This window comes from Vibrio sp. V33_P6A3T137, assembly GCF_009904835.1.
GTDB lineage: Bacteria > Pseudomonadota > Gammaproteobacteria > Enterobacterales > Vibrionaceae > Vibrio > Vibrio metschnikovii.
On sequence record NZ_WXWK01000125.1, the window covers coordinates 40,646 to 54,506 of the forward strand.

The 13,861-nt window shown below is 46.3% G+C and carries 14 protein-coding genes and 1 pseudogene; 10 read left to right on the forward strand and 5 right to left on the reverse strand.

Translation table 11 applies throughout. The features are described 5' to 3' along the window. The 3 genes and pseudogenes from CAG60_RS12180 to tusA all read left to right on the forward strand — a co-directional run. Positions 1–753, forward strand: a pseudogene (locus CAG60_RS12180) (threonine ammonia-lyase, biosynthetic); the annotation flags it as partial. A gap of 336 nt (positions 754–1,089) precedes the next feature. After that, positions 1,090–2,070, forward strand: coding sequence for an acrylyl-CoA reductase (NADPH) (gene acuI, locus CAG60_RS12185; RefSeq protein ID WP_161439027.1), 981 nt, complete (start codon positions 1,090–1,092; stop codon positions 2,068–2,070). A gap of 272 nt (positions 2,071–2,342) precedes the next feature. Continuing rightward, entirely contained in the window at positions 2,343–2,591 is a 249-nt protein-coding gene (tusA, locus tag CAG60_RS12190) for a sulfurtransferase TusA (protein WP_040905808.1), read from the forward strand. 136 nt (positions 2,592–2,727) lie between these two features. On the opposite strand, the gene CAG60_RS12195 is transcribed toward tusA, so the two are convergent. Both CAG60_RS12195 and CAG60_RS12200 read right to left on the reverse strand, forming a co-directional pair. Next, a complete protein-coding gene (locus tag CAG60_RS12195; protein ID WP_040905811.1) occupies positions 2,728–2,988 on the reverse strand; it encodes a hypothetical protein in 261 nt (86 codons plus the stop codon). Positions 2,989–3,136: 148 nt separating this feature from the next. Then, positions 3,137–3,691 carry a TMEM165/GDT1 family protein gene (locus CAG60_RS12200; RefSeq protein ID WP_115152667.1) on the reverse strand — a complete coding sequence of 185 codons (555 nt, stop codon included), beginning with the start codon at positions 3,689–3,691 and terminating at the stop codon, positions 3,137–3,139. Between the two features lie 416 nt (positions 3,692–4,107). Here CAG60_RS12200 and glyQ point away from each other — a divergent pair, with 416 nt between their 5' ends. The 3 genes from glyQ to CAG60_RS12215 all read left to right on the forward strand — a co-directional run bounded on the left by glyQ (position 4,108) and on the right by CAG60_RS12215 (position 8,565). After that, a complete protein-coding gene (gene glyQ / locus CAG60_RS12205; protein ID WP_161439028.1) occupies positions 4,108–5,025 on the forward strand; it encodes a glycine--tRNA ligase subunit alpha in 918 nt (305 codons plus the stop codon). A gap of 1 nt (position 5,026) precedes the next feature. Beyond that, positions 5,027–7,093: a glycine--tRNA ligase subunit beta gene (gene glyS / locus CAG60_RS12210; RefSeq protein ID WP_161439029.1), complete on the forward strand. Its 2,067-nt coding sequence runs from the start codon at positions 5,027–5,029 to the stop codon at positions 7,091–7,093. A gap of 203 nt (positions 7,094–7,296) precedes the next feature. Then, a complete protein-coding gene (locus CAG60_RS12215) occupies positions 7,297–8,565 on the forward strand; it encodes a valine--pyruvate transaminase (protein ID WP_161439030.1) in 1,269 nt (422 codons plus the stop codon). Positions 8,566–8,638: 73 nt separating this feature from the next. Here CAG60_RS12215 and CAG60_RS12220 read toward each other — a convergent pair whose 3' ends face one another. Together CAG60_RS12220 and purE are read right to left on the reverse strand one after the other, a co-directional pair. Beyond that, positions 8,639–9,757: a 5-(carboxyamino)imidazole ribonucleotide synthase gene (locus CAG60_RS12220; RefSeq protein WP_161439031.1), complete on the reverse strand. Its 1,119-nt coding sequence runs from the start codon at positions 9,755–9,757 to the stop codon at positions 8,639–8,641. 4 nt (positions 9,758–9,761) lie between these two features. After that, positions 9,762–10,247, reverse strand: coding sequence for a 5-(carboxyamino)imidazole ribonucleotide mutase (gene purE, locus CAG60_RS12225; protein WP_161439032.1), 486 nt, complete (start codon positions 10,245–10,247; stop codon positions 9,762–9,764). A 198-nt stretch (positions 10,248–10,445) separates the two neighbouring features. On the opposite strand from purE, the gene CAG60_RS12230 reads away from it, so the two are divergent. The 4 genes from CAG60_RS12230 to CAG60_RS12245 are packed head-to-tail and all read left to right on the forward strand — an operon-like array spanning position 10,446 to position 13,096. Continuing rightward, a complete protein-coding gene (locus CAG60_RS12230; protein WP_154170719.1) occupies positions 10,446–11,003 on the forward strand; it encodes an L-threonylcarbamoyladenylate synthase in 558 nt (185 codons plus the stop codon). A 15-nt stretch (positions 11,004–11,018) separates the two neighbouring features. Then, entirely contained in the window at positions 11,019–11,933 is a 915-nt protein-coding gene (hemF, locus tag CAG60_RS12235) for an oxygen-dependent coproporphyrinogen oxidase (RefSeq protein WP_161439033.1), read from the forward strand. A gap of 60 nt (positions 11,934–11,993) precedes the next feature. Then, entirely contained in the window at positions 11,994–12,830 is an 837-nt protein-coding gene (gene aroE, locus CAG60_RS12240) for a shikimate dehydrogenase (RefSeq protein WP_158144533.1), read from the forward strand. Further along, the gene (locus CAG60_RS12245) at positions 12,827–13,096 is read left to right on the forward strand and encodes a DUF1488 domain-containing protein (protein WP_004397613.1); all 270 of its coding nucleotides are present in this window, start codon (positions 12,827–12,829) and stop codon (positions 13,094–13,096) included. The genes aroE and CAG60_RS12245 overlap by 4 nt, the downstream gene beginning before the upstream one ends. A gap of 55 nt (positions 13,097–13,151) precedes the next feature. Here the strand turns inward: CAG60_RS12245 and CAG60_RS12250 are convergent, their stop codons facing one another. Beyond that, a complete protein-coding gene (locus tag CAG60_RS12250) occupies positions 13,152–13,697 on the reverse strand; it encodes a gamma carbonic anhydrase family protein (RefSeq protein WP_161439034.1) in 546 nt (181 codons plus the stop codon). Positions 13,698–13,861 lie beyond the last annotated feature (164 nt).

The following is a 13,861-nucleotide window of genomic DNA, read 5'->3' on the forward strand; positions in this document are numbered from 1 at the left end:
GTATCAAGTGATGAAATCTGCTCGGCGGTTAAAGATATCTTCGAAGACACGCGCGCGATTGCCGAGCCTTCTGGAGCTTTAGCTTTAGCTGGATTGAAGAAGTTTGCTGAACAGCACCAGTTAGTGGATAAGCAGCTTGGTACGGTGTTATCGGGTGCCAATACTAACTTTCATGGTTTACGTTATGTCTCTGAGCGTTGTGAGCTGGGTGAAAAGCGTGAAGGACTTTTGGCGGTGACGATACCTGAACGCCAAGGCGCATTTTTTGAGTTTTGCCATATCATTGGCGGCCGTGCGGTCACCGAGTTCAACTATCGCTATAACGATGACAAGCTGGCTAATATCTTTGTTGGCGTACGTTTGTTAGGCGGTCAAGAGGAGCTGCAGCATATTATCCATGATTTGCGTCAGGGCGGTTATCCGGTGGTTGATCTGTCTGACGATGAAATGGCTAAGCTGCATGTGCGTTACATGATCGGTGGTAAACCTTCGAAGCCGCTCAAAGAGCGCTTGTACAGCTTTGAGTTTCCAGAATACCCCGGAGCGTTACTCAAATTTTTGAGTACCTTAGGCACTCATTGGAATATTAGCTTATTTAATTATCGCAATCATGGCGCTGATTATGGTCGGGTACTGTGTGGCTTTGAACTGGAAGAGAGCGACTTAGCGCGTTTTTCTGCTCATCTTTATGAGCTGGGTTATCAATATAAAGATGAAACCAATAATTCCGCGTATCATTTTTTTCTATCTTAACTGAGTTAAAGTTCAGCATGCCAGTCCAATGACTGGCATTTTTTTGTCGATTATCCCCTTCCTACTTGAATCTGCAGCGGTGTTGGCCCCCAATCACATCATTTGCCTATACTCATGGGGATTCACTCACTTACTGCCTACCTGCAACTTCAAGTCGTTTGGGTATAGCTTTGTGATCATGGTATCGGTAATCTAACTATGCACCAAATTATTACTGCCGAGGTTTACGTATACTGTGGCTATTTGAATTGAAGCTCATGTTTTTATTGTCGTTATGGTGAGTTCATCGATTATGGCACCACGTCTACATTGTTAATTATCAGCAAGGAGATCCGAATGTTTAAAGCGCTAATCCTCAACCAACAAGAAAAAGCCACAACCGCGACCATCGAATCACTCGATGATACTCAATTGCCTGATGGCGAAGTTTTGGTCGCAGTGAAGTACTCTTCACTCAATTATAAAGACGGGTTGGCGATTACTGGCAAAGGTAAAATTATTCGTGATTTCCCTATGGTTCCAGGGATTGATCTAGCGGGTACGGTTATTGAGTCTAAGGATGCTCGCTACCAAAGCGGTGACCAAGTGGTGTTAACCGGATGGGGCGTGGGTGAAAATCATTGGGGCGGTATGGCACAAAAGGCTCGTTTGCAAGCCGATTGGCTCGTGCCGTTAGCTTCTGGGTTGGACAGTAAACAAGCAATGATGATTGGCACTGCGGGCTTTACCGCTATGCTCTGTGTTCAAGCTCTGTTAGATGCAGGCATTAAACCTGAACAAGGTGAAATCCTCGTTACTGGTGCCAGTGGCGGTGTTGGTTCTGTTGCAGTAACACTATTAGCTAATCTAGGTTATAAAGTTGCGGCGGTCACTGGTCGTGTTGAACAAAATGGCCCACTACTCGAAAAACTCGGTGCCAGTCGAATTATTGATCGGGTTGAGTTTGAAGAGCCCGCTCGTCCTCTGGAAAAGCAGCTTTGGGCTGGGGCGATTGATACCGTAGGCAGCAAAGTATTAGCCAAAGTGTTAGCGCAAATGGATTACAATAGCACCGTTGCGGCGTGTGGTTTAGCGGGTGGCTTTGATTTACCGACGACAGTGATGCCATTTATTTTACGTAATGTACGCTTGCAAGGCGTCGATTCCGTCTCTTGTCCACCAGAAAAACGTGTCGCAGCATGGCACAGTCTCTCTCAATATTTACCTGCCCGTTATTTTGCGCAAGCGTGCCACGAGATCACTCTTGAGCAGGTGCCTGAATTTGCACAGGCGATTACGCAAGGCCAAGTGACTGGCCGAGTAGTGATTAAACTCTAATAGAAGATAGCCGTGATTAATCAAAACTAAGACACTGAGCGATTTGTTGTGTCTTAGTTTTACGCTTAGGTAAATAGCAAAAAAAATCCCGCCATACAGCGGGGAAGCCCAAGAAAAATTAAAGCGTTATTATCGGATATTTTCGTTAATAGATGGTTAAATAACTGTTAATAAACTTAGTCGATAGGATTGATTTTGCCAAGTGATTATTGAATATTTTTTCTCCAGCCGTATTATCTACGCCTTATTTTGCTACTCGATTAGGTTTTTGCATGACATTTGACTCAACATTAGCGACCCATTCCCTTGATGCGCAAGGACTGCGTTGCCCTGAACCAGTAATGATGGTGCGAAAGACCATTCGTACCATGCAAGCTGGCGATGTGTTATTGGTGATGGCGGATGATCCTTCCACGACTCGAGATATCCCCAGTTTTTGCCGCTTTATGGATCATCAACTGTTGGCGCAGCAAACTGAGCAGTTGCCTTACCAGTACTTGATCAAAAAAGGTTTAGTCTAGTTTTGAAGTCTTTGGCAACGATGATGGATGGGAATTTAGTCGATAAAAGTAAGGCAGCAATATGATGCGCCTTACCTTATCATCTCTAGAGTAACCAGCATGAATGTTGATTATATCTGCTGATTGCGGATGAAGTTTATTCTTGGTACTCAATCGCTCGGATTTCAGCTTGCAGTTTATTGACTTGTTGCTGCAAAGTCCTTAATTCGTTATGCATTGGAATGATGTAGGCGACTCGGATCCAAGCTTCGACAGTCAGAGCAGCCATAATAATCGCTCCGGCGACCATCGGCAGCCACATATTGGTTAACGTCATACCTAATAAGGTGAGTAGAAAGCCAAAAGTGAATAAGTAGCTCTGACTTTTGGCGGTCATTCCTGTATAGCGTGTCAGCATAATTAACCCTCTTACCGCACCACGATAGGTTTAACCTAGCACGGCAATAGTGATACGAATATGGCGAACATCACGCTCTTAATCGCTTTTCATCAAGAGCGTGATCCAGTGCTAACAATTTTTATCGAAAAAGCTCAGTTGTTGGGTCTTAAAATAGCGCTGCGCCAATCGCTAAGCCGACAAATAAAATCGCGGTGATTTTTCGGATCAGGGCTAGTGGTAGTTTATTGGCCGATAATTTACCGATCACTACGACAGGGACATTAGCCAACAGCATACCAATCGTGGTGCCTAAAATGACCCACAATAAGGCGTCGGCATATTGGGCACCTAAGATGGAAGTGGCTATTTGGGTTTTGTCGCCAATTTCAGCAATAAAGAAGGCGATAAAACTGGCGACAAATGGCCCACGATTAGAAATCGATTCTTCATCATCCAGTTTATCGGGAATCAACACCCAGCCGGCCATGATTAAGAAGCTCACCACCAAGACCCATTTTAATATCTCGGGCGACAAATAATCGGCAACGACGACGCCTAACCAAGCCGCTAAGGCATGATTGGCTAGCGTAGCGAGAAATATCGCCGCAATGATCGGAATTGGTTTTCGGTATCGACTGGCTAACAGTAGAGAAAGCAGTTGGGTTTTATCGCCAATTTCAGCTAAGGCGACGGTAGTAATTGAAATAGCTAATACGCTCACGACAGGCTCAATGGGGCGGGATAATTATAATAACCATAGACAAACGCCACGCCCCACCCCGGTTCGCGTTGTTTGCCTAAGGTCTTGCTCAGCTAAAATGACTTTAGCCTCGGACGCCATGGTGATTTGGCACCAATCATGTTGACGAACGAACCGTTAAGATTAAACCCTCTTACCGGCAAGCTACTCCCCAAAGACGGCGCAATTCTAATCAGGCTGTTAAAAAATCTCAAGTCTCAAATGACCTCAAGGCTTATTTTTGGGATAATTTGCCACAATCCATGGTGTAAATTGCCCTAAAAGGGATTTTTGACCATTAATTAAGCAAGATTACCCCTACTCGCTGAGCGAATATCTCGGTATACTTGTTCGCTATTTCTTATCAATTCAAACAGAAGAATCGCGCGAACCTGACTATGCAAAAATACGATATCAAAACCTTTCAGGGTATGATCCTCGCGCTGCAGGATTATTGGGCCCAACAAGGCTGTACCATTGTTCAACCATTAGATATGGAAGTTGGTGCAGGCACCTCTCACCCAATGACATGCCTGCGAGCTATCGGCCCAGAGCCTATCGCCACGGCGTATGTTCAACCTTCTCGTCGTCCAACCGACGGTCGTTATGGTGAAAACCCGAACCGCCTACAGCACTACTATCAATTTCAAGTCATCATCAAACCATCACCGGATAATATTCAAGAGCTGTATCTTGGATCACTTGAGGTATTAGGTGTTGACCCGCTGGTTCACGATATTCGTTTCGTCGAAGATAACTGGGAAAACCCAACCTTAGGCGCATGGGGATTAGGCTGGGAAGTATGGCTTAACGGTATGGAAGTAACCCAGTTTACTTACTTCCAACAAGTTGGTGGTCTTGAGTGCAAACCAGTAACCGGGGAAATCACTTACGGTATTGAACGTCTGGCGATGTATATTCAGGGTGTTGATTCTGTTTATGATTTAGTCTGGACAGATGGTCCATTAGGTAAAGTAACCTATGGCGATATTTTCCATCAAAATGAAGTAGAGCAGTCAACCTACAACTTTGAACACGCGGATGTGGATTTTCTGTTCACTTTCTTCGATCAGTGCGAGAAAGAGTGTCAATACCTGCTTGAACTCGAAAAACCATTACCATTACCGTCCTATGAGCGGATTTTAAAAGCGGGTCATGCATTTAACCTGCTTGACGCTCGTAAGGCGATTTCGGTGACTGAGCGCCAACGTTATATCCTGCGTATCCGCAACCTCACTAAAGCGGTTGCTGAAGCGTATTACGCCTCTCGCGAAGCGCTAGGCTTCCCAATGTGTAAAAAGGGTGAGGATAAATAACATGGCCAAAGAATTTCTAATCGAACTGGGTACAGAAGAGTTACCACCAAAGCAGCTGCGCACTTTAGCTGAAGCGTTTGCCGCCAATTTTAGTACAGAACTTGCCGCGGCAGAGTTGACTCATGACGGCATAAAATGGTTTGCGACCCCGCGCCGTTTGGCGCTGAAAGTCGCTAATCTTGCCGAAAAGCAAGCGGATAAAGTTCTAGAAAAACGTGGACCTGCGGTGTCTGTGGCTTTTGATGCACAAGGTAACCCGACTAAAGCAGCACAAGGTTGGGCGCGTGGTAATGGGATTACCGTTGAGCAAGCCGATCGCCTCAAAACTGAGCAAGGTGAGTGGTTGCTGTTCAAACAAGAAGTGAAAGGTCAAGCGGCGAAAGCGATTGTCGTTGAGCTGGCTGCCAAAGCATTGGCCAACTTGCCTATCGCTAAGCCAATGCGCTGGGGCGATAAAGAGACTCAATTTATTCGTCCAGTAAAAACCTTGACCATTCTGCTTGGTGATGAGTTGATCGACGGTGAAATTTTAGGCGTGGCTTCAGCACGCACCATTCGTGGTCACCGTTTTATGGGTGAGAAAGAATTTACCATCGACTCCGCCCAGCAGTATCCAGACATTTTAGAGCAACGCGGTAAAGTGATTGCCGACTATGAGACGCGTAAAGCGACGATCATCGCGGGTGCTCAGCAAGCGGCTCAACAAGTGGGTGGTATTGCGGAACTTGACGACGATTTAGTGGAAGAAGTCACCGCGTTAGTGGAATGGCCGGTGGTTTTAACGGCTAAATTTGAAGAGAAATTCCTCAATGTGCCGTCGGAAGCGTTGGTGTACACCATGAAAGGTGACCAAAAATACTTCCCAGTGTATGACGCTAATAAGCAACTCTTACCCAACTTTATCTTTGTGACCAACATTGAGTCTAAAGAGCCACGCCACGTTATCGAAGGTAACGAAAAGGTGGTACGTCCACGTTTGGCTGATGCTGAATTCTTCTTTAATACCGATCTCAAGAGCAAGCTGATTGATCGCTTACCACAGCTTGAAACGGCGATTTTCCAGCAGAAATTGGGCACAATTAAAGATAAAACTGACCGAATCACGGAGTTAGCCGGTTATATTGCAGAGCAAATTGGCGCTGACGTTGCACAAGCTAAACGTGCAGGCTTGCTCGCTAAATGTGATTTAATGACCTCAATGGTGTTTGAGTTTACCGACACTCAAGGCGTAATGGGTATGCATTATGCGCGTCATGATGGTGAGCCAGAAGCGGTAGCATTGGCGATGAACGAGCAGTATATGCCGCGCTTTGCTGGTGATCAGTTGCCGACTGATGGGGTTTCTTCTGCGCTAGCAATGGCGGATAAACTGGATACCATCGTTGGTATTTTCGGGATCGGCCAAGCACCAAAAGGCTCGGATCCTTTTGCTTTGCGCCGCGCTTCTTTAGGTGTGCTGCGGATCATCGTTGAATACGGCTATAAGCTTGACTTAGTGGATTTAGTCGCGAAAGCAAAATCCCTTTTTGGTGATCGTTTGACTAATCAAGCGGTTGAACACGATGTGATTGAATTTATGCTGGGTCGTTTCCGCGCTTGGTATCAAGACGAAGGCTTTAGCGTAGATGTTATTCAAGCCGTGTTGGCGCGTCGTCCAACCAAGCCGGCTGATTTCGATCAGCGCGTAAAAGCCGTGTCGCACTTCCGTGAATTAGAGGCGGCAGAAGCGTTGGCTGCGGCCAATAAACGGGTTGGGAATATTCTCGCGAAATTTGCTGGCCAGTTGCCTGTTGAGGTTGATCTCGCCTTGCTGCAAGAGCCGGCAGAAAAAGCCTTGGCACAAGACGTGGCGGTGATGAGCGAAGCCCTTGAGCCAGTCTTTGCGTCAGGTGATTATCAGCAAGCACTGAGTCAATTGGCCTCACTACGTGAACCTGTTGATGCGTTCTTTGATAACGTGATGGTGATGGCTGACGATGAAGCGCTAAAGCAAAACCGTTTAACTTTGCTTAACGACTTACGTAACTTATTCCTGCAAATTGCTGACATTTCTCTTTTACAAAAGTAATGATTAGCAATAAACCATACGGTTTGTGATTGAAGCCCAACTCTAATCAGTTGGGCTTTTTTTCAACTGAATACTCAGGTGTTCAAAAATAGTACTTTGATAGGTAAAAGCATTACGGTATGTTCAAGGATTGATCGATGAGCATGGCATCGTTTTATGCTCCTTTAAGCAAGCAAATACAATCATGAATTAGGCAGTCAGCAATGCAGTTTTCAAAATTTGGTGAAAAATTTAATCAGTATTCCGGTATTACTCAATTAATGGATGATTTAAACGATGGTCTGCGCACACCGGGAGCCATCATGCTCGGTGGTGGAAATCCTGCCGCAATACCAGCGATGATCGACTATTTTCATCAAACCAGCGCTGAGATGCTGAGTAATGGTGAGCTGATCGCTGCGTTGAGTAATTACGATGGACCACAAGGCAAAGATCGTTTCGTTAAATCACTCGCTGCGCTACTAAAAACGACTTATGGCTGGGAAATTAGTCAGAAAAACATCAGCTTAACCAATGGTAGCCAAAGTGGTTTTTTCTATCTGTTTAACTTATTCGCCGGTCAGCAGCCCGATGGATCGCATAAGAAGATTTTACTGCCGTTGGCTCCGGAATACATTGGTTATGGCGATGCAGGGATTGATGACGATCTGTTTATCTCTTATCGCCCCGAGATTGAAATGCTTGATGATGGGTTATTCAAATACCATGTCGACTTTAACCAGTTAACGGTTGATTCCTCCATTGCGGCGATCTGCGCCTCTCGTCCTACCAACCCGACGGGTAATGTCTTGACCGAAGATGAGATCCATAAGCTCGATCAGTTAGCGCGGGATAATGGTATTCCGTTGATCATAGATAATGCTTATGGTGTGCCATTCCCCAATATCATTTTTGAACAGGTTGAACCGTTTTGGAATGACAATACCATTTTATGCATGAGCTTATCCAAACTTGGATTACCAGGCGTACGTTGCGGCATTGTGATAGCCAATGAAACGGTGACTCAAGCTTTAACCAATATGAATGGCATTATTAGTTTAGCCCCCGGCAGTGTTGGCCCCGCGATAGCTCAACATATGATTGAACGAGGGGATTTACTGCGCTTGAGTGACGAAGTTATTCGCCCATTTTATCAACAAAAATCACAAACCGCGGTGAAGTTACTTCAGCAGGCGATACCTGACCCGCGCTTTCGCATTCACAAACCTGAAGGGGCGATTTTCCTATGGCTGTGGTTTGATGAATTGCCGATCAGCACTATGGCGCTGTATCAGCGTCTTAAAGCACGAGGAGTATTGGTTGTTCCTGGTGAATATTTCTTTATTGGGCAGCAGCAAGACTGGTCACATGCTCATCAATGTCTACGGATGAACTATGTGCAAGATGATCAGGAAATGCAAAAAGGTATTCAGATTATCGCCGAAGAAGTCGCTAAGGCTTATCAGCAAGCTGAGCCGTCATCGAATTGCTGAAGGTATTAGGGGCTGTTATCACCACCGCCAGCCTCAAGTGTGGCTGGCGTGGTTTTAGGCGATGAGTCAGCGTTTAATCATCTTTGTGCAGCGCAGGAAAATCCTCTTTATCCAATAGCTGGCTGAGGCGTGCAAGGCGTCTTTGCAGTTCACCGCTATAATCGGCACTGATATTAATATGGCCCATTTTACGCCCCGGGCGTTTTTGTTTGCCATACCAATGGACATGACACCCTTCCATCGCAAGCAACGCGTCCGGCAGGCTATCAAGGCCTAAGATGTTAATCATCGCTGTTGGGCGGATCAGTTGCGTGCTACCTAATGGTAAACCACATACGGCGCGCAAATGGTTTTCAAATTGACAGGTTTCGGCACCTTGTTGTGTCCAATGGCCGGAGTTATGCACTCTCGGGGCAATCTCATTGACCAATAGCTGCCCGCTGATATCAAAAAATTCTAAAGCCAGTACGCCCACATAATCTAATTGCTCAGCTACCGCGCGAAAGATGCTTTCGGCCTGTTGTTGTAGCGCGAGATCATCCAACGAGGTGGATAAACTCAACACGCCATTGGTGTGCACATTTTCCGTCAGGGGATAGGTCACTATGCTGCCATCTTGTCCTCTAGCGCCAATCAGCGAGACTTCGCGATCAAAAGCGATAAATTGCTCTGCAATGATGGTTTGTTGCGCTGAGCTTGCTAAGCAGTCTTGTAGCTCGGGCCAAATGTTATCAATATCTTGCGCTTGTTTGAGACGCCATTGACCTTTGCCATCATAACCACCCAGAGTGCTTTTTAATACCATCGGTAGTCCAATGGTTTCGATAGCAGTGAGCAAATCGTCACGAGAGTGTACGATGGCGTATTGCGCACTATTTACTGCTGCTTGCTTAAGTAATACTTTTTCACGCTGCCGATTGCCACCAGCTTTGATGGCCGTTTGGTTCGGTAACAGCTTGCCACTTTGCGCACATTGCTCAAGTACATCATCAGGAATATGTTCAAATTCAGCGGTAATCACATCCGCTTGGTCAATGGCCAGAGCCAGCCCTTGGCCGATGACTTGCCCCGAGATCGGCTGCACGATATTACCGGTTGTTACATCAAACGCATGGATCTCAATATTCAGCGGAGTGCCAGCTAGCGCCATCATGCGGGCTAATTGGCCAGCCCCTAAGACTAAAACTTGCATGTGATTAGTCCTCTGCTGGATTGGGGTTGGCGAGCACGGTTTCGGTTTGCGCTAAACGAAAGGCATCGATTTTCGCCATGATATGGTGATCATGTATGGCTAGGATTTGTGCGGCTAATAAGCCAGCATTAGCGGCTCCCGCTTCACCGATAGCCAGCGTCCCGACCGCAATGCCTTTTGGCATTTGCACGATGGAGAGTAATGAGTCCATGCCGTTCAGCGCTTTTGACTGCACTGGTACGCCGAGTACCGGTAAGCTAGTAAACGCCGCGGTCATGCCTGGTAAATGCGCTGCACCGCCGGCGCCGGCGATGATAACTTTAATGCCTCGTTGCTGAGCGCTGCTAGCATAATCAGCCAGTAGTTGAGGAGTTCGGTGAGCAGACACCACCTTGGTTTCATAATCGATCCCAAATTGATCCAACATCTCCGCGGCTAGCTTCATGGTTGGCCAATCGGATTTCGAACCCATAATAATCGCCACTTTCATTGTAAACTCCTTCAAACATCATCACATTAGGGTGAATGGGTTATTTGCGCGCATTATACGAGTATTTTTTTCTTAGGAAAACGTTTGCGTCATGGTTATTTTGCCAAAGATACCATTTGTCATTAAATAGCTTTAGCCTGTTTCAGCCAGAATTTGTAAACTCAGTGAGTCGATTAAATGTCACAAGAGAAAGGTATCGTGGATAATTTTCAATTTTGTTTACAGGCATTACGTGATGGTGATGTTATTGCCTATCCAACCGAAGGGGTGTTCGGTGTCGGATGCGATCCGGATAACCCGCAAGCCATTGAAAAACTACTCACGCTGAAACAGCGACCGGTAGAAAAAGGCTTGATTTTGATTGCGGCCTCTTATCAGCAATTGTTGCCGTATATTGATGAAAGCCAACTAAGCGCAGAACAATTGGCAACGATTCATGCGACTTGGCCGGGACCCGTTACATGGGTGATGCCTGCTAGTCAGAAAGTCTCGTCATGGGTCAGCGGTCAGTTTGACTCGATTGCGGTGCGAGTCACCGATCATCCACTAGTACAACAGTTATGTAATGCGTTCGGTAAACCGCTTACCTCGACCAGTGCTAATTTAACAGGGCTGCCGCCGTGTATGACCACTGAGCAAGTTGAGCAGCAACTGGGTGAGCACCTGCCAGCTATTTTACGCGGTGAAACGGGTGGTAGAAATAAACCGAGTGAAATTCGTGACGCGAAAACGGGTCAAATTTTAAGACAAGGTTAAGCAAGGAAATCGACGATGCCAGACATTGATAAGCAAGCGGTAAAGCAGTTTTTGCTTGAGTTACAAGACAGTATTTGCCAGCAATTAGAACAGGCCGATGACAAGGCCAAGTTTGTCGAAGAAATCTGGCATCGGGAGCCGGGCGAACGCTTAGGTGGTGGTGGGCGAACACGAGTGATGAAAGAAGGTCAAGTCTTTGAGCAAGGCGGCGTTAATTTTTCCCATGTCACCGGTCAACAGATGCCCGTATCAGCCACCGCACATCGCCCGGAATTAGCTGGTCGTCGCTTTGAAGCAATGGGTGTGTCGTTAGTGATGCACGCTCATAACCCTTATGTGCCGACGTCTCATGCCAACGTGCGTTTTTTTATTGCCGAAAAAGAGGGAGAAACGCCCATTTGGTGGTTTGGTGGAGGCTTTGATTTAACGCCGTTTTACCCATTTTTAGAGGATGTGCAAGCATGGCACGCCACAGCGCGGACCTTATGCGCGCCTTTTGGTGATCAGGTTTATGCTGAACATAAGGCTTGGTGTGATGACTATTTCTTCTTACCGCACCGTAATGAAACTCGCGGTGTGGGTGGGCTCTTTTTCGACGACTTAAACCAATGGCCATTTGCCAAGTGTTTTGCCTATATGCAAGCGGTTGGTAAAGGATACACCGAAGCTTACCTACCGATTGTTGCGCGACGTAAAGATACGGCCTATGGTGAAGCGCAGCGGCAATTTCAGTTATATCGCCGTGGTCGATACGTGGAATTTAACTTAGTTTATGACCGAGGGACGTTATTTGGGCTGCAAACTGGAGGGCGTACCGAGTCAATACTGATGTCGATGCCACCGTTAGTGCGCTGGGAATACAATTACCAGCCAGAGCCGAATAGCCCAGAGGCGAAATTGGCGGAATTTTTAGTACCACGCGATTGGTGACAGAAAATCAACGCAGTGATAGGGTCTGAAAAGATACTTTGGCTAATTTAGGTTAATGACATGGAATATCAACACGATCGTTATGCCGTCTTTGGCAATCCGATTGGGCACAGTAAATCGCCCTTTATTCATGGCTTGTTTGCACGTCAAACCAATCAAAGCATGAACTACACGGCGCAGATGGCAGCGATTGATGGTTTTGAGCAAGCGATCAACGAATTTTTTGCTCATGGCGGTAAAGGTTGCAATGTGACCGTACCGTTTAAAGAGCAGGCCTTTCAGCTGGCGGATCGTTTAACAGAGCGAGCGCAATTAGCTGGTGCCGTCAACACTCTGAAAAAACTGGATGATGGAGAAGTGCTCGGTGATAACACCGATGGAGAAGGTTTGGTTCAAGACTTGCTGCAGCATCAAGTTCCGTTGACTGGGGCGAAGATTTTATTAATTGGTGCGGGTGGGGCAGCTCGAGGCGTTATCAAGCCGCTATTAGACCAACAGCCCGAGCTTATTGTGATCACTAACCGGACATTATCCAAAGCGGAAGGTCTTGCACAGCAGTTTTCTGTTTATGGCGCCGTGATCGCCCAACCAATGAGTCAACGGTATACGCCGTTTGATCTTGTCATTAACTCGACCTCAGCCAGCTTGGACGGAGAGCGACCGCAGGTATCTGAGACTATTTTTAGCCCGCGTAGCATTGCTTACGACATGATGTACAGCAAGCAACCAACGGCGTTTAATCAGTGGGCTAAGGAACAAGGATGCCATTCAGTTTATGACGGGCTAGGCATGTTAGTCGCACAAGCAGCAGAAAGCTTTATGTTATGGCGAGGGTTACGCCCAGGGACTAAGCAAGTGCTACGTGAATTAAGAAAAAATTTATCTGGAGGTGTATGAACCAAGCAATTTTATTTACCGATGATCAACAGTGGAATGAGCAGCAGCAAGCGGTTGAGTTTTCCGCGCAGCAGAGTGGTGCGCTTATCCGTTGTTTTATTTCTCTATCTGAGCTGCAATCTTGGTCTGGGGTGACGATGACCACTCCACAGCAGGCACTGACGGTTTTTAGTGAGTGGCGTTTTGATATTGAAGAACGAGCGGAGCAGCTAATTGAGGAAGAGTGTTTTACTTCAGCAGGTATGATTGAGGTGCTAAAACCGTAAACACCTCATGGGAGGGCTCGAACGAAAGGTCAATAGATCTAGAGCAATGATATAGCTAGATTTGCGATTGTTCAGCTAAGTACTCATTTTTGGTTTGTACATAGTTACTCGCTGATTGCAGTAAAAATTGTTGCTCCCCTTCAGTCAGCTTACGGGCTTGTTTCACTGGGCTTCCTACGTACAGATAGCCACTGACTAAGATTTTTCCGGGCGGTACTAAGCTACCCGCACCTATCATGACGTCACTTTCAATGACTGCCCCATCAAGAATAATAGAGCCCATTCCCACCAGAACCCGATCGTGAATGGTGCAGCCGTGCAGCATGACTTTATGGCCAATGGTGACATCATTACCGATCAGTAACGGATAACCATTAGGATTGTGGCTATTTTTATGGGTGACGTGTAAAACGCTACCATCTTGTATATTGGTGCGTGCACCGATACGGATATGGTTGACGTCACCACGTGCCGCGACTAAAGGCCAAATGCTGGCATCACTCTCAATCGTGATATCGCCAACTAATACAGAGCTGTTATCTATATAGACACGTTCATTTAGCGTCGGTAATACCCCTTTATAACTTCGGATAGAACTCATCAAACCATCCTTAACAGGCTTAAATTGCAGTAAACAAGCTAAGAATAGTACTAGAAATGGCTTTTCTGAGCAATAATTAGCCTTTTAAGCTAAAGATAACAAAAAAAGCAAAAAAAGCACTTGCCAAGTTAACCAGGCTCCCTATAATGCGACCTCACTGACAC

What these genes read in the sequence shown, in the direction of transcription:
- acuI (WP_161439027.1), top strand. Translation starts at nt 1,090, where the DNA reads ATGTTTAAAGCGCTAATCCTCAACCAACAAGAAAAAGCCACAACCGCG.
- tusA (WP_040905808.1), top strand. Translation starts at nt 2,343, where the DNA reads ATGACATTTGACTCAACATTAGCGACCCATTCCCTTGATGCGCAAGGA.
- CAG60_RS12195 (WP_040905811.1), bottom strand. Translation starts at nt 2,988, where the DNA reads ATGCTGACACGCTATACAGGAATGACCGCCAAAAGTCAGAGCTACTTA.
- glyQ (WP_161439028.1), top strand. Translation starts at nt 4,108, where the DNA reads ATGCAAAAATACGATATCAAAACCTTTCAGGGTATGATCCTCGCGCTG.
- glyS (WP_161439029.1), top strand. Translation starts at nt 5,027, where the DNA reads ATGGCCAAAGAATTTCTAATCGAACTGGGTACAGAAGAGTTACCACCA.
- CAG60_RS12215 (WP_161439030.1), top strand. Translation starts at nt 7,297, where the DNA reads ATGCAGTTTTCAAAATTTGGTGAAAAATTTAATCAGTATTCCGGTATT.
- CAG60_RS12220 (WP_161439031.1), bottom strand. Translation starts at nt 9,757, where the DNA reads ATGCAAGTTTTAGTCTTAGGGGCTGGCCAATTAGCCCGCATGATGGCG.
- purE (WP_161439032.1), bottom strand. Translation starts at nt 10,247, where the DNA reads ATGAAAGTGGCGATTATTATGGGTTCGAAATCCGATTGGCCAACCATG.
- hemF (WP_161439033.1), top strand. Translation starts at nt 11,019, where the DNA reads ATGCCAGACATTGATAAGCAAGCGGTAAAGCAGTTTTTGCTTGAGTTA.
- aroE (WP_158144533.1), top strand. Translation starts at nt 11,994, where the DNA reads ATGGAATATCAACACGATCGTTATGCCGTCTTTGGCAATCCGATTGGG.
- CAG60_RS12245 (WP_004397613.1), top strand. Translation starts at nt 12,827, where the DNA reads ATGAACCAAGCAATTTTATTTACCGATGATCAACAGTGGAATGAGCAG.
- CAG60_RS12250 (WP_161439034.1), bottom strand. Translation starts at nt 13,697, where the DNA reads ATGAGTTCTATCCGAAGTTATAAAGGGGTATTACCGACGCTAAATGAA.